This is a genomic window from Pseudonocardia sp. (genome assembly GCF_025965585.1).
In the GTDB taxonomy this organism is placed as follows: Bacteria; Actinomycetota; Actinomycetes; order Mycobacteriales; family Pseudonocardiaceae; genus Pseudonocardia.
In genome coordinates this window covers 1-15004 of sequence record NZ_JAOPWR010000257.1, presented here as the reverse complement: position 1 = coordinate 15004, position 15004 = coordinate 1, and the positions used below count along the sequence as shown (strand labels likewise).

The window sequence follows — 15004 nt, the reverse complement described above, 5'->3', positions numbered from 1 at the left end:
TCCACCCTCGACGTGCTCTGGGTGCTCTACGACCGCGTCCTGCACACCGATCCCGACGACCCCGCCCGCGACCGGTTCCTGCTCTCCAAGGGACACGGGCCGATGGCGTACTACGCGGTGCTCGCCGCAAAGGGCTTCCTCTCCCCCGCCGACCTGCGCGACTTCGGCGGGCCCGACTCGATCCTGGGCTACCACCCCGACCACACCCGCGTGCCCGGCGTCGAGATCGGGTCCGGGTCGCTCGGGCACGGCCTCGGCCTCGCGGTGGGCACCGCGCTCGGGCTGCGGCTGCGCGGCCTCGACGCCCGCACCGTCGTGCTGCTGGGCGACGCGGAGCTCGAGGAGGGCAGCAACGCCGAGGCCGTCCAGTACGCCACCCGCGCCCGCCTCGACCGGCTCACCGCCGTCGTGATCGACAACTCCTCGGCGTCACTGGGCTGGCCGGGCGGGATCTCGCGGCGGTTCACCGTGGAGGGCTGGTCGGCCGTCGACGTCAGAATTGACTCTCGGACCCGCCGGCGATCCTTCGCCGCGCGCGACCACGACGCCCTGGAACGCGCGTTCGCCGCACCGGGCGACAGCCCGCACGTCGTCGTCGCCCACGTCGAGCCGAAGGAGTTCTGACATGACCGCGACGACCGCCGAGGATCAGCGCGCGCGCTTCTACCGGCTGCTCCCCCACCTGCTCGCCGACGACCCGCGACTGGTGGCCGTGCTCGCCGAGATCGGCGCCGCCCATCTCGACCCCGCAGACGTCGGACCGCTCGCCGACCGTGTCGTCAACGTCGGGATCCGCGAGCAGCTGCTCGTCGGCGTCGCGGGCGGGCTTGCCCTCACGGGCCTGCGCCCGGTCGTGCACACGTTCGCGCCATTCCTCGTGGAGCGGCCGTTCGAGCAGGTCAAGCTCGACCTCGGGTACCAGGACGTCGGCGCGGTGCTGGTCAGCGCAGGTGGTTCCTACGACTGGCCCGAGGGCGGCGAGACCCATTTCGGCCCCCGCGACGTGGCGCTGCTCGACACGCTCCCGGGCTGGACCGTGCACGTGCCCGGCCACCCGGACGAGGCCGAGGCCCTGCTGCGCGCGGCCGTGCAGGGCGACGACCGCGTCTACGTCCGGCTGGCTGCCGTGGGCAACTCCGCGCCGCTGGCCGGGCCGGACGGCCGGATGCGGGTGCTCCGCCACGGCAGCCGCGGCACGGTCGTGGCCGTCGGGCCGATGGCCGACCGCACGCTGGCCGCGACGGCGGACCTCGACCTCACGGTGCTGTACGCGGCGACGATCCGTCCCTTCGACACGGAGACGCTGCGCGCCACCCTCGGAGCCCCCGACGTCGTGCTCGTGGAGCCCTGCCTGCGCGACACCTCGACGGCGGAGGTGAGCCGCGCGCTGCAGGGTGTGCGCCACCGCGTGCTGGGCCTGGGCGTCGGCCGCGACGAGCTGCGCCGCTACGGCACGCGCGAGCACCACGACACCCTGCACGGCCTGGACGTGGCGGGCCTGCGCCGGTCGATCCTGGCATTCCTGGCATAGCGGCCTGCGGCCCGTGCGCGGAGAACCCCGTGCGCGGAGAACACGGCCGGGTGACGCTTCCCGCGCACCGCGCGGCGCGCGCCTTCTGGATCCGATGCCGGCGTGGACGGCGTGCCGGTGCCTCACGCCGGCCCCTCAGACGGCACGGCCGCCAGCACCTCCCGCACCACCGGCAGGGCCCGGTCCAGGTCCCTCCGCGACTGGCCCGCGTAGCCGAGCAGGATGCCGTGCACCACGGGCTCGCCGCCGTGGTGGCGGGCCAGGCCGTCCAGGCCCACGCCCCGCTCCGCCGCGGCCACCACCACCGCCCGCTCCGTCACCGCGTTCGGCAGGGGGACCACCACGTGCGCCCCGGCCGCGTCCCCGATCACGGCGTGCCCCGCGGCCGTGACGGCGGTGGTGACGGCCGCGCGTCGGTCGCCCAGCTCACGGCGCAGCCGGCGCAGGTGCCGGGCCAGGTCGCCGTGGGCGGCGAGCGCGGCGAACACACGCTGGCCGGCGCGGGCGGGCCGGGAGCCGGTGCGGTCGCGGAGGTCGAGGACGGCGCCACGCACGGCGGGCGGCGCCACCAGCCAGCCCGCGCCGAGCGTCGGGGTGAGCAGCTTGCTCGCCGTGCCCAGGTGGGCGACGACATCGGGCCCGAGCGCGGCCAGCAGCGGCAGCGGGGCGACGTCGTAGCGCAGCTCGCCGTCGTAGTCGTCCTCGATCACGAGGAAGCCCTCGGCCCGCGCCCGGTCCACCAGCGCAACGCGCCGGCTGGCCGAGAGCCGCGCGCCCAGCGGGTACTGGTGCGCGGGCGTGCCGTAGACCGCGGCGAGCCCGCGTGGCAGGGCGTCGACCACCATCCCCGCCCCGTCGACGGGAACCGGCACCGTGACGAGCCCCGCGGCGCGCAGCGCGGCAACCGCCCGCTGGTACCCCGGTTCCTCGACGGCCACGCGCGCCCCTGCCGGCAGCGTTCGGGCCAGCTCGGCGATCGCGCCGGTGCTGCCTCCGGTGGCCAGCACGTGGTCGGGCTCGGCGGGCAGCCCGCGGTGGCGCAGCAGGTGCTCGACGACGGCCGAGCGGAACGCGGGGAGGCCGACGGGTTCGGGTTCGGCGTCGGGCGGCACGTCGGCGGCCGCACGCCAGGCCCGCCGCCACGCCGCGCCGTCCAGCACCTCGACGCAGGGCGTGCCGGCCCGCAGGTCGATCCCCGGCCGTGACACCGGCCGTGACGGAACCGGCGGCCGCAGGGCGGCCCGGGTACCCGGCGGCGTCCCGACGACGAACGTGCCCGAGCCGCGCCGCCCGGCCGCCCAGCCCTCGGCGAGCAACTGGTCGTAGGCCGCCGCCGTCACCGTGCGGCTGACGCCGAGCGTCGTGGCGAGCGCCCGTGTCGAGGGCAGCCGGTCCCCCGCCCGGAACGCACCACCGGCCGCGGCGGCGCGCAGGGCGTCGGCGAGCTGGGCGGCGAGAGGCCGCTCGTCGGCGCGGTCGAGCAGCAGCGGGGGCAGGTCCACGGGTGGCCTTCCAGGATCGATCGGAAGTGGCCCTGTCACGATGCCACTTCGATGCCCATCCTGGAACGGTGAGCCTCTCCCCCTCTCCCCGCAGCACCGTCACCCGCCTCCGCGAGCGGGCCCGCACCGACCGCGCCGACCTGCACGCCGTGCTCGACGCGGGACTCGTCTGTCACCTCGGACTCGTGCGCGACGGGGCGCCGGTCGTGCTGCCGACGGGCTACGGCCGAGTGGACGACACCGTCTACGTGCACGGCTCGACGGGCGCGGGCTACCTCCGGATCGCCGACGGCGCGCCCGTCTGCCTGACGGTCACGCACGTCGACGGTGTCGTCTACGCGCGCTCGGCGTTCCACCACTCGGTGAACTACCGCAGCGCCGTCGTGCACGGCACCGCGCGGCGCGTCACCGACCCGGGCGAGCGGTGGTCGGCACTGCGCGCGATCACCGAGCAGCTCGCGCCCGGCTCCTGGGAGCACGCCCGCCGGCCCGACGCCCGCGAGCTCGCCGCCACCGCCGTGTTCGCGCTGGAGCTGGCCGAGGCCAGCGTGAAGGTGCGCACCGGGCCGCCCGGGGACGACGACGAGGACATCGCGGCGGGCGGCCGGTGGGCCGGGGTGCTGCCCGTTCGCCAGGCGTTCGGTGCCGCGGAGACCTGCCCCACCCTCCCGTCCGACACCGACCCACCGGCGCACGTGCGGAGCCGCTGATTCCTCCTGCTACCCGAGGTGCACCCGGAACCGGCCGCGCGCCGGGCGGGCGCATCACCTTGGGCTGCGCCGAAAAGGCGGGGCTCGGCCGCGCCGTCCGCCGCCGGTTCGGCCACCCGCCCGGTAGCCTCCGCCACGGCCGCGCACCCGCGCTGAACTGCCCGTCCCTCCCGGGCGGCAGCCGCCCGGAAGACCACCGGGTCGGGTGAACTAGCCTCGGTCCGCGTGAGTGACGGATACCCCGACGCCGAGCGGCTCGATCTCGTCGAGAACCTGCACGGCCACGCCGTCGCCGATCCCTACCGCTGGCTGGAGGACCCGGGCGACCCCCGCACGCAGCGCTGGTCGGCCGCGCAGGACGAGCTCGCCGCCGGCCGCCTGGGTGCCCTGCCCGGCCGGGAACGGCTGGCCGCGCACCTGGAGGAGCTGCTCTCGGCCGGATCGGTGTCGGCGCCGCTGTGGCGGGCCGGACGCCGCTTCTCCGCGCGCCGCGAGCCCGGCCAGCAGTTCGCCGTGGTGCTCGTCACGGAGCCGGACGGCTCCGAGCGGGTGCTGCTCGACCCGATGGCGCTCGACCCCTCCGGGCTCACCACGCTCGATGCGTGGGTGCCCGATCTGGAGGGCGCCCGGCTGGCCTACCAGATCTCCGCAGGCGGCGACGAGCACTCGGTGCTGCACGTCCTCGACGTCGGCACGGGCGAGCTGGTGGAGCCTCCGATCGACCGCTGCCGCTACTCCTCGGTGGCCTGGGTGCCGGGCGGGAAGGAGTTCTTCTACGTCCGCATGGTCGACGAGGACGAGGCCCCGGACGGCGCGCAGGCCTTCCACCGGCGGGTGTGGCGTCATCGGGTCGACACCCCGGCGGAGACCGACGAGCTGGTGGACGGGCCGGGCCTCTACGACGGCCACACCTACTACGGCGTGCAGGTCTCCCGCGACGGGCGCTGGCTGATCGTCACCGGCAACGTCGGCACCGCCCGCCGCGACAGCCTGTGGATCGCCGAGCTCGGCGACGACGGCGCCGTCGGGGCGCTCGTGCCCGTCCTCACGCAGGACGACGACGTGCAGGCACGCGCCTGGGTCGACCGCGACGGCCTGCTCTACGTCCTGACCACCGACGGCGCCCCGCGCTGGCGGCTGATGGTCACCGAGCCCACGAACCCGGGTCGCGAGCACTGGCGCGAGCTGGTGGCGGAGGACCCGGAGTCGGTGCTCGACGCCGTCCGCCGTCTCGAACAGCCGGGCGGCGAGCCGCTGCTCGTGCTGCTGCGCAGCCGGCACGCCGTGGCCGAGCTGCTCCTGCACGGCCTCGACGGCACGCCGCGCGGCACCGTGCCGCTGCCCGGCCCGGGCTCGCTCACGGGCCTGTCGGTGGCCGACCGCGACACCCCGGAGCAGGAGGGACGGCTGTGGGTCGGCTGGACCGACTTCGTCACCCCCGCGCAGGTGCACCGCTACGAGAACGGCACGACGGTGCTGGAGGCCACCGCTCCCGGTGCCGTCGACGTGCCCTCGGTACGCAGCGAGCAGCGGGAGTTCACCTCCGCCGACGGCACCACCGTGCGGATGTTCGTGATCTCCCCCGCCGGCTGCGATGACGCCGCCTCCGCGAAGGACAGCGCGTCGGCGGGTGGCCCGCATCCCACGCTCGTCACCGGCTACGGCGGCTTCGGCATCTCCCGCGAGCCCGGCTACACCGCGTCGGCGCTGGCCTGGGTCGCCGCGGGCGGCAGCTACGTCGTCGTCTCGCTGCGCGGCGGCGGCGAGGAGGGCGAGGCCTGGCACCTCGCCGGCAACCGCGGCAACAAGCAGAACGTGTTCGACGACCTGCACGCCGCCGCGCAGGCGCTGGTCGACGCCGGCACCACCACACCCGACCAGCTGTCGATCATGGGCGGCTCCAACGGCGGGCTGCTCGTGGGCGCCGCGCTCACCCAGCGCCCCGGCCTCTACCGCGCCGTCGTCTGCTCGGCGCCCCTACTGGACATGGTGCGCTACGAGGAGTTCTCCCTCGGCCGCACCTGGAACGACGAGTACGGCACCGCCGCCGACGCGACGGAGCTCGGCTGGCTGCTGTCGTACTCGCCCTACCACCACGTCGACCCGGGAACCGCCTACCCGGCGGTGCTGTTCACGGTCTTCGAGTCCGACACCCGGGTCGATCCCCTGCACGCACGCAAGATGTGCGCCGCCCTCCAGCACTCCACGACGGGTGACGTCGACACCCGTCCGGTCCTGCTGCGCCGCGAGACCGACGTCGGTCACGGCGCCCGGTCCGTGGCGCGCACCGTGAGCCTCGCGGTGGACCAGCTGGCGTTCCTGGCCGCTCACACAGGACTGGAGATCTGAGTGATCCAAGACCTCTTCCCGACCCAGCCGCAGTGCGTCGCCGATGCCGGATCGTGGTGCGCCACCTTCTACCGGTTGACCAACAACGAGTTCCTGGCCCGCTCGGCCGACACGATCGTCTCCACCACGATGTCGATCATCCTCGTCGTGGTGCTCGCCGTCGTCGCCCGCTACGCCGTGCACCGGCTGATCAAGCGGATCGTCGACGGCGCCACCAGCCACCGGATGTCCCGCCTGGTCAACCGCGCTCCCCGGCACAACGGCGGGGCCAGCGCTCCTGCGGTCACCCCCCGCGGCGCCCAGCGCGCCCGCACCATCGGGTCGGTGCTGCGCTCGATCAGCTCCACCGTGATCCTCGTGATCGCGGCGATCATGATCCTGGCCAACTTCGGGGTCAACCTCGCGCCCATCCTCGCCTCTGCCGGCATCGTCGGCGTGGCCGTCGGTTTCGGCGCACAGAACCTCGTGCGCGACTTCCTGTCCGGCATGTTCATGCTGCTGGAGGACCAGTACGGCGTCGGCGACATCGTCGACCTCGGGGAGGCCAGCGGCGTCGTCGAGGCGGTCGGGCTGCGGATCACCACGCTGCGGGACGTCAACGGCACCGTCTGGTACGTCCGCAACGGCGAGATCCTGCGCGTGGGCAACAAGAGCCAGGGCTACGCGGTGGCCGTGGTGGACCTCCCCGTCGCCCACCACGCCGACGTCCCCGCGGCCGTCGCGCTGGCCGGCGCCACCGCCACCGAGCGGCTCACCGACGAGGACATCGCCGCCGACGTGCTCGAGCCCGTCGAGGTGCTCGGGGTGGAGAAGGTCGGGCCCGAGGGCGTGACGCTGCGGCTCACCGTGCGGGTGGCCCCGGGCAGGCAGTTCGCGGTGCAGCGCGCCCTCAACGCCGCCATCACCGATGCGTTCGACGACGCCGGGGTCCCGCGTCCCGGCCTCCTCCCCGCCACGAACGCGTCGAAGGAACGTCCGTCGGTCCCGTGAGCGATGATGGTGCGGTGACCGATCCCGCGAACTTCTACGCCGAGGTGGGCGGCGCCCCCGTCTTCGACAAGATCGTCTCCCGCTTCTACGAGCAGGTGGCGCAAGACGAGGTGCTGCGGCCGCTCTACCCCGAGGAGGATCTGGGCCCGGCCGAGGGCCGGCTGCGCATGTTCCTCGAGCAGTACTGGGGCGGCCCGCGCACCTACTCCGAGCAGCGCGGTCACCCGCGGCTGCGGATGCGGCACGCCCCGTTCAAGGTCGGCCCCATCGAGCGCGACGCGTGGCTCGCCGCCATGCGTGTCGCGGTCGACGAGGCCGGGCTCAGCGACGCGCACCGCGCGCAACTGTGGCAGTACCTGCAGTACGCGGCGGCCAGCATGGTCAACTCCGACTTCTGACCGACGACGGGGATTTGGCAGGATCAGCCGGTGCAGTGGTGGCGCGAGGCTGTGGTCTACCAGGTCTACGTCCGCAGCTTCTCCGACGCCGACGGCGACGGGGTGGGCGACCTCGACGGCATCCGCTCGCGCCTGGGCTACCTGGAGCTCCTCGGCGTCGACGCGATCTGGCTGACGCCCTTCTACACCTCACCGATGGCCGACCACGGCTACGACGTAGCCGACCCGCGTGACGTCGACCCGGTGTTCGGCGACCTCGCCGCGTTCGACACGCTCGTCGAGGCCACCCACGAGCACGGCCTGAAGCTCGTCGTCGACCTCGTGCCCAACCACACCTCCAGCGAGCACGAGTGGTTCCGCGCCGCGCTCGACGCCGCGCCGGGCAGCCCGGAACGCGCTCGCTACCACTTCCGCGCCGGGCGCCGCCCGGACGGCGCCCAGCCGCCGAACAACTGGACGAGCGTCTTCGGCGGCCCGGCCTGGACCCGCGTCCACGCCGCCGACGGCGAGCCCGGCGAGTGGTACCTGCACCTGTTCAGCGCCGAGCAGCCCGACCTCAACTGGACCAACCCCGAGGTGTGGGCCGATCTCGAGAAGACGCTGCGCTTCTGGCTCGACCGCGGTGTCGACGGATTCCGCATCGACGTCGCGCACGGCATGAGCAAGCCCGACGGGCTGCCCGACTCGATGGCGGCCACGCGCAGCGGGCTGCTGCCCGGCGGGCGCGACGGCGACCCCCGCTTCGACCACGACGACGTCCACGACGTGCACCGGATGATCCGCGCGGTCCTCGACCACTATCCCGGCCGCATGGCGGTGGGCGAGGTCTCCGTCCGCGACGACGCCCGCTTCGCCCGCTACCTGCGCCCCGACGAGCTGCACCTGGGCTTCAACTTCCGGCTGCTGCGGGCCCCGTTCGAGGCGGCCGCCGTGCGCGACGCGGTGGAGCACTCGCTCGCGTCCGTGGCCGGTGTGGCGGCCACGCCGACGTGGGCGATAGCCGGTCACGACGTCTCCCGGCCGGTCACGCGCTACGGCGGCGGGGAGCTCGGCACGGCGCGGGCACGGGCGATGGCGCTGGTGACGCTCGCGCTGCCGGGCACCGTCTTCGTCTACAACGGCGAGGAGCTGGGCCTGCCCGACGTCGACCTGCCCGACGAGGCGCTGCAGGACCCGGTCTGGGAACGCTCCGGGCACACCGAGCGCGGCCGCGACGCCTTCCGCGTGCCGATGCCGTGGGAGGGCGGGGCGCCGGGCTACGGCTTCACCGAAGGTGTGCCGTGGCTGCCGATGCCGCCGGAGTACGGCGAGCTGACGGTGGCCGAGCAGCTGGAGGACACCGCGTCCACGCTGTCGCTCGTGCGCCGGGCCGTCGAGCTGCGTCGCCGCCACCCGGGCTTCACCGGCACCGAGCTGGAGTGGTTCGGCGCGCCGGTGGGCTGCCTCGCGTTCCGCCGCGCGGGCACCACGCTGGTCTGCGCCCTCAACACCTCCGACCAGGCCGTGGCGCTCCCGCCCGGTGACGTGCTGCTCACCAGCGGCCCCCTCGACGACGGCCTGCTGCCCCCGGACACGGCGGCCTGGCTGGCATAGCGGCGCGTCACCCGCGCGCGGACGGCTCGCCGGGGACACACGGCCCTGCGGTCAGGCCATGAGCAGCGGCAGCGCCGTCAGCCGGCGCCGGACGACGGCTCCGTAGCGGGCGTCGAGGCGCATCCACGATCCGGTGGCCGACACGCGCACCGTCTCGTCCTCGCCGCCCCCGCCCAGGAATCCCATCCCGGACAGCGCGAACAGGCACCGCAGCGGCACCTTCACCGAAGCCGGTCCGCCGGAGGCGTCGGTCACGGTGAGCACCGTCTGGTCGAGCAGCGACGCGGGCGGCCCCAGCGGTCCGGCGTTCTCCCGGGCCACGGCGAGGCCTCGCTCGGTGAGCCCCTCCAGCTCGGCCGCGGGCACGTCGTCCACGGGCTTCCAGCCGTCGGTGGGCGGGAGCTGCCCGGGCCAGAGCCCACCCGGCCCCGTCTCGACCTTCTCCGCCCGGTCCACCGACAGCGCCGTGAGCAGACCCGACGCCGACGTGGTGACGTCGCCCGCGTCGAGCGTGCCGTGCACGGTGCGGGTGGCCAGCACCTCGAACGGGGTGGTGGCCCACGCCGTCACGGTCCCGGCGCCGCTGCACAGCCGGACCGTGCTGGTGGCGTCGAGCCGCACCACGCGGCCGATGAAGGCCCCGAGGTCGCCCCGCTCGTCGGTGTCGGGGATCCACAGCTGCGTCATGACCACTTCTCCAGGAACAGGCGCTCGTCAGGGGAGATGCGCCGCGGACGCTGCGCCTCGAGGTCGAACAGCGCCATCCCCGTGGTGGCCTCGATCGCGACGGGGTCGTCCTCGCCCGGGCCGTCGTGCAGGGCGTAGGAGATGCGGAACGACGCCGCGCGCACCTGGTCGACCCACATCTCCACCCGCAGCGGCTCCGGCCGGTAGGCCACCTGCCGCCGGTAGACGACATGCAGGTCGGCCACGAGAAGGCCGGTGGCGAACCCGTCGACCCCGCTCGCCGTGGCCGCGTCGAAGAACAGGTCGATGCGGGCCTCCTCCAGCACCGTCACCGCGCGGGCGTGGTTGAGGTGCCGGTAGGAGTCCTGGTCGGTCCAGCGCAGCGGGACGTGGGAGACGAAGCGGGCCACGCAGTCACCCTCTCACCCCGCCACCTCCCCGCGGATCGGGGAGGTGGGTCAGCGGGCCAGGCCGCGGAGCTGGCGCGAGACCACCGAGAGCGTGGCCAGGTCGAGCTGGCCCGCCGTGCCGACCTCGTGCAGCGCCGCCCGGGCCCGCACCAGCCGCGAGGCGTTGGCCTGCTCCCACTGCTCGATGGCCCCCTCCACCGGAGTGCCCGGAGCGGCCTCGCGCAGCGCGTCGAGGGTGATGGCGCGCAGCGAGCCGTAGAGGTCGTCGCGCAGGGCCAGGCGGGCGAGCGCGTGCCAGCGGTCGCCACGCTCCAGAGCAGAGACCGACGTCAGCGCGAGATCGACGCCCAGGTGCTCGGACATCCCGTAGTACAGCGCCGCCACCTCGAGGGTGTCACGCAGCTCGCGGTCACGCTCGGCCAGCTCGGTGAGCTCGATGACGTCGAGCAACCCGTAGCCGTACATCAACGCGGCGCTCCGCTGCGCACAGTCGGCACCGACGCCCGCCTTGCGCAGCTCGTCGGCCCGCGACTGCACGACCTCCAGCTCGCGCCCGCGCAGCAGCGTCGGCAACTTCTCCCGCAGCGTGCGCACGCCGTCGGCGAACCGCGACACGGTGGCGCCCACCGCGAGCGGCTGCGGGCGGGTGGTGAGGAACCAGCGCGACGCGCGGTCGAGCAGCCGCCGCGAGTCGAGCGCGATCATGTCCGCCACCGCCGTCGGGATCGCCGGGTCGGCCAACTGCTCCCACAGCTCGGGCAGGTCGAACACCGCCGTCGTGACGGCGTAGGCGCGCACCGCGTCGGTGGCGCTCGCCGAGAGCTCCTCACCGAGCCGGAACGCGTACGTCATGCCCGCACCGTCGACCATCTCGTTCACCAGCAGCGTGGTGACGATCTCGCGGCGCAGCGGGTGACCGGCGATGGCTGCGGGGAAGCGCTCGCGCATCGCCCGGGGGAAGTAGCCCGGCAGCCGGCCCGCGAACGCCGCGGCGTCGGGCAGGTCCGTGGCCAGCATCTGCGCGGTGAGGTCGAGCTTCGTGTGGGCGAGCAGCGTGGACAGCTCCGGGCTGGTCAGCCCCTCCCCCGACGCGTCGAGGGCGGCGAACCCCTCGACTGGGAGCATGACGTCCAGCTCGCGGTCCAGCCCGCGGCGGGCGGCGAGATCGGTGGTGAGCCGTCCGTGCACGTTGACCATGTCGGCGGCTTGCGCCCGGGCCACGCCGAGCACGGTGTTCTGGGCGCGGTTGTCGTCGAGCACGAGCTCGCCGACCTCGTCGGTCATCTCGACGAGCACCGCGTTGCGGGCTGCGCGGTCCAGCTCCCCGGCGGCGACGAGCCGGTCGAGCAGGATCTTGATGTTGACCTCGTGGTCGGAGCAGTCGACGCCCGCCGAGTTGTCGATCGCATCCGTGTTGATCTTGCCGCCGGCGCGGGCGAACTCGATGCGCCCGCGCTGGGTCAGCCCCAGGTTGCCGCCCTCGCCCACGACCTTGACGCGCAGCTCGCGGCCGTCGGCGCGCACGGCGTCGTTGGCCTTGTCGCCCGCATCGGTGTGCGTCTCGGTGGATGCCTTGACGTACGTGCCGATGCCGCCGTTCCACAGCAGGTCGGCGGGCGCGCGCAGGATCGCGGCGATCAGGGCGGGGGGGCTCATCCGGTCGGTGCCGTCGGGCAGGCCGAGCGCCGCGCGCATCTCCGGCCCCACGGGCACCGACTTGGCCGTGCGCGGCCACACGCCGCCACCTGCGCTGATCACGGAACGGTCGTAGTCGTCCCACGACGAGCGCGGCAGCGCGAACATCCGCTCGCGCTCGGCGAAGCTCGCCGCCGCGTCGGGGGTCGGATCGACGAACACGTGCCGGTGGTCGAACGCCGCCAGCAGCCGGATGTGGCGTGAGAGCAGCATCCCGTTGCCGAACACGTCACCGGACATGTCGCCGACCCCGACGACGGTGAACTCCTCGGTCTGGGTGTCGACGCCGAGCTCCCGGAAGTGGCGCTTGACGCTTTCCCACGCACCCTTCGCCGTGATGCCCATGGCCTTGTGGTCATAGCCCACCGACCCGCCGGACGCGAACGCGTCCCCGAGCCAGAACCCGTAGGAGGCAGCGACGTCGTTGGCGGTGTCGGAGAACTTCGCCGTGCCCTTGTCGGCCGCGACCACGAGGTAGGAGTCGTCGCCGTCGTGGCGCACCACGTTCTCGGGCGGCACCGTGGCGGCCGTGCCGTCCTCCTGGGCGACGAGGTTGTCGGTGACGTCCAGCAGGCCCGAGATGAACGTGCGGTAGCAGTACTCCACCTCGACGTCGTCGGGCTGGGCGCCGCGGACGACGAACCCGCCCTTCGCTCCGACGGGCACGATCACCGCGTTCTTGACGGCCTGCGCCTTGACCAGCCCGAGGATCTCGGTGCGGAAGTCCTGCGGGCGGTCCGACCAGCGCAGACCACCGCGCGCGACCGCCCCGAAGCGCAGGTGCACGCCCTCCACGCGCGGCGAGTACACGAAGATCTCGAACTTCGGCCGTGGCGCGGGCATCTCGGGCACCTGCGACGGGTCGAGCTTGAAGGAGAAGAACGGCCGCTCGCGGAACCAGTTGGTACGCACCGTCGCGGTGATCATCGCGAGGAAGCCGCGCAGGATCCGGTCGGCGTCGAGGCCGGTGACGGCGTCGATCCGGGTGCGGAGATCCTGCAGCGCGGCCTCGGTCGCGGTCTCGCGGTCGGTCAGCGCGGGATCGAACCGGGCCCGGAACAGCGCCAGCAGCCCACGCGCGACGTCGGGCTGGGCCAGCAGTGTGTCAGCCATGTACTGCACGCCGTAGGGGTTGCCGAGCTGGCGTGCGTACCGGGCGTACGCGCGCAGCACCGCCACCTCGCGCCACGGCAGCCCGGCGCGCAGCACGAGCGCGGAGAACCGGTCGGTCTCGACGTCCCCGCGCCAGGCGGCGCCGAACGCGGAGCAGAAGCCGCTCTCGATGGCGGACTCCGAGCGGTCGCGCAGGGCCGCGCGCGTGGCGTCGTCGATGCGCAGTCCGAAGTCGTAGAGGTACGCGCGCGTGCCGTCGGCCCGCACGAACTCCGACGGGCGTTCGTCCAGCACGTCGACGCCGAGCCGCTGCAGCAGCGGCAGCACCGACGTCAGAGTGGCGGGCGCGCCGGCGAGGTAGAGCGTGAACCGGCGGTCCTCGGCCCCCTCCTGCGACGAGCCGAGCGGATGCAGCCGCACGGAGAAGTCACCGGCCTCCCCGAGCGCGGCGATCCGCTGCAGGTCGACCACGGCCTGACCGGGCTCGACGACGGCCTTGTACTCCTCGGGCACGCCGGGCAGCAGCGCGGTGACGTCGGCCGCCCCGGGTGCGGCGAGCAGTCGGTCGTCCCAGGTGCGGACGGCAGCGGTCAGCTCGTCCTGCAGGGAGGACACGTCGACGCCCGCGTAGCCGACGGCGTCGGCATCGGTGTGCACGGTGAAGTGGACGAGCGCGTGGCGCGACTCGGAGACCCGGGCCGTGTAGTCCACCGAGCGGCCGCCGAGGCGGCGCTGCAGCACGTCGGCCATGGCCAGCCGCGACGACGTCGTGTACCGGTCACGCGGCAGGTAGACCAGGCACGACAGGAAGCGACGGTAGGGGTCGGGCCGCAGGAACAGCCGGACAGCGCGCGTCCCGCCCACGGCCAGCACGCCCACCGCGGTGTCGTGCAGGCGTTGCTCGCTCGCGCTGAACAGCTCCTCGCGCGGCAGCCCCGAGATCACCTCGAGCATCTGCTGGCCGGAGTACGACTCGATCGGGAAGCCGGCCCGGTGGATCGCGTCCCGCACCCGACGCTCGACGACGGGGATGTCGAGCACGCTCTCGTAAAGCGCGGGCACGGTGAGCGTGCCGAGGAACCGGTGCTCCCCGGTGCGTCGGCCCGCGGCGTCGAGGGTGCCGATGGACAGGTAGTACGGGTGCACCGGCTGCAGCGGGCTCGGCGCGCTGGCGCGGGTGATCACGAGGAGATCGCGCGCGGTCCCCTCGGGGTCGGCCTGCGGCGCGAACGTCGAGGCGATGTCGGAGCCGGGCCGCAGCACCCCGAGCCCCGAGTCGGACCGGGGGGTCAGCCCCCCGTCGCGGTCGGCGGCGTAGTAGCGGTAGCCGAGGAACGTGAAGTGGTCGTCCGCCAGCCAGCGCAGCAGGGACGCGACGTCGGAGGCGTGGGTGCCGTCGGGCCCGACGGAAGTGGACGGCAGCTTGTCGGCGAGCTCCCGGGCGCGCAGCTCCATCGGACCGGCGTCCTCCACCACCTCGCGGACCGCGTGCAGGACCGCCGCGAGATCACGTTCGAGATCAGCGGCCGGGATGTCGGTGGGAGCCAGGTCGAGGTGGATCCACGACTCGGCGATGGCGTCGGTGGGCGGCGCATCCGGCTCGGCCGAGGGGAGGATCTCGGCGAGCTTCCCGCCCCCGTTCCGCCGGACGACGACGATGGGGTGCAGCACCCGCCGCACCTCGCCGCCGGCCTTGCCGACGCGCGCGAGCAGGGCCCCGACCAGGAACGGCATGTCGTCGGTGACGATCTCGACCACCGGCCCGGCATCCGGCTCGCCCGGCTCGGCGTCCCGCACGCGGACGAGCTGCTCGCCCTCTGACCGCTGCCCGGCGAGGCGGAGGTGGCCGCGTGCGGCGGCTTCCAGCATCGGGACGTGGTCGGCCGACGCGCCCGGGAGGTCCGGGGCGTGCCGCGCGTAGAGCGCGGTCAGTGCGGTCAGTTCGGGATCCGGCTCGGGCGCGAGGTCGCGGCTCCGGCTCGTCACATGCAGCTCCGGTCGTGAGCGGTGATCACCCCGTGGGTGA

11 protein-coding genes are annotated in these 15004 nt (G+C 74.2%); 7 read left to right on the top strand and 4 right to left on the bottom strand.

Annotated elements, in window-relative coordinates; translation table 11 throughout:
- Window positions 1–624, top strand: a 624-nt coding sequence (locus JWR81_RS16680) for a transketolase (protein WP_297652932.1), incomplete at its 5' end; no start/stop codon positions are given.
- A gap of 1 nt (window position 625) precedes the next feature.
- Window positions 626–1531, top strand: coding sequence for a transketolase (locus JWR81_RS16675; protein ID WP_297652929.1), 906 nt, complete (start codon window positions 626–628; stop codon window positions 1529–1531).
- A gap of 122 nt (window positions 1532–1653) precedes the next feature.
- On the opposite strand, the gene JWR81_RS16670 is transcribed toward JWR81_RS16675, so the two are convergent.
- Window positions 1654–3033: a PLP-dependent aminotransferase family protein gene (locus tag JWR81_RS16670; protein WP_297652926.1), complete on the bottom strand. Its 1380-nt coding sequence runs from the start codon at window positions 3031–3033 to the stop codon at window positions 1654–1656.
- Between the two features lie 68 nt (window positions 3034–3101).
- On the opposite strand from JWR81_RS16670, the gene JWR81_RS16665 reads away from it, so the two are divergent.
- From JWR81_RS16665 to JWR81_RS16645, 5 genes are all read left to right on the top strand, one after another.
- Entirely contained in the window at window positions 3102–3743 is a 642-nt protein-coding gene (locus JWR81_RS16665) for a pyridoxamine 5'-phosphate oxidase family protein (protein WP_297652923.1), read from the top strand.
- A 225-nt stretch (window positions 3744–3968) separates the two neighbouring features.
- Window positions 3969–6092, top strand: coding sequence for a prolyl oligopeptidase family serine peptidase (locus tag JWR81_RS16660; RefSeq protein WP_297652920.1), 2124 nt, complete (start codon window positions 3969–3971; stop codon window positions 6090–6092).
- Window positions 6093–7082, top strand: coding sequence for a mechanosensitive ion channel family protein (locus tag JWR81_RS16655; protein WP_297652916.1), 990 nt, complete (start codon window positions 6093–6095; stop codon window positions 7080–7082).
- Window positions 7083–7096: 14 nt separating this feature from the next.
- Window positions 7097–7480 carry a globin gene (locus JWR81_RS16650; RefSeq protein WP_297652912.1) on the top strand — a complete coding sequence of 128 codons (384 nt, stop codon included), beginning with the start codon at window positions 7097–7099 and terminating at the stop codon, window positions 7478–7480.
- Window positions 7481–7510: 30 nt separating this feature from the next.
- A complete protein-coding gene (locus tag JWR81_RS16645; RefSeq protein WP_297652909.1) occupies window positions 7511–9073 on the top strand; it encodes a glycoside hydrolase family 13 protein in 1563 nt (520 codons plus the stop codon).
- A gap of 51 nt (window positions 9074–9124) precedes the next feature.
- On the opposite strand, the gene JWR81_RS16640 is transcribed toward JWR81_RS16645, so the two are convergent.
- The 3 genes from JWR81_RS16640 to JWR81_RS16630 are packed head-to-tail and all read right to left on the bottom strand — an operon-like array spanning window position 9125 to window position 14964.
- Window positions 9125–9760, bottom strand: coding sequence for a hypothetical protein (locus JWR81_RS16640; protein ID WP_297652906.1), 636 nt, complete (start codon window positions 9758–9760; stop codon window positions 9125–9127).
- Window positions 9757–10170, bottom strand: coding sequence for a thioesterase family protein (locus JWR81_RS16635; protein WP_297652903.1), 414 nt, complete (start codon window positions 10168–10170; stop codon window positions 9757–9759). The genes JWR81_RS16640 and JWR81_RS16635 overlap by 4 nt, the downstream gene beginning before the upstream one ends.
- Before the next feature lie 48 nt (window positions 10171–10218).
- Window positions 10219–14964: an NAD-glutamate dehydrogenase gene (locus tag JWR81_RS16630; RefSeq protein ID WP_297652900.1), complete on the bottom strand. Its 4746-nt coding sequence runs from the start codon at window positions 14962–14964 to the stop codon at window positions 10219–10221.
- Window positions 14965–15004 lie beyond the last annotated feature (40 nt).

Excerpts from the sequence above, each read along its gene's own strand:
- JWR81_RS16675 (WP_297652929.1), top strand. The coding sequence starts at position 626 with ATGACCGCGACGACCGCCGAGGATCAGCGCGCGCGCTTCTACCGGCTG.
- JWR81_RS16640 (WP_297652906.1), bottom strand. The coding sequence starts at position 9,760 with ATGACGCAGCTGTGGATCCCCGACACCGACGAGCGGGGCGACCTCGGG.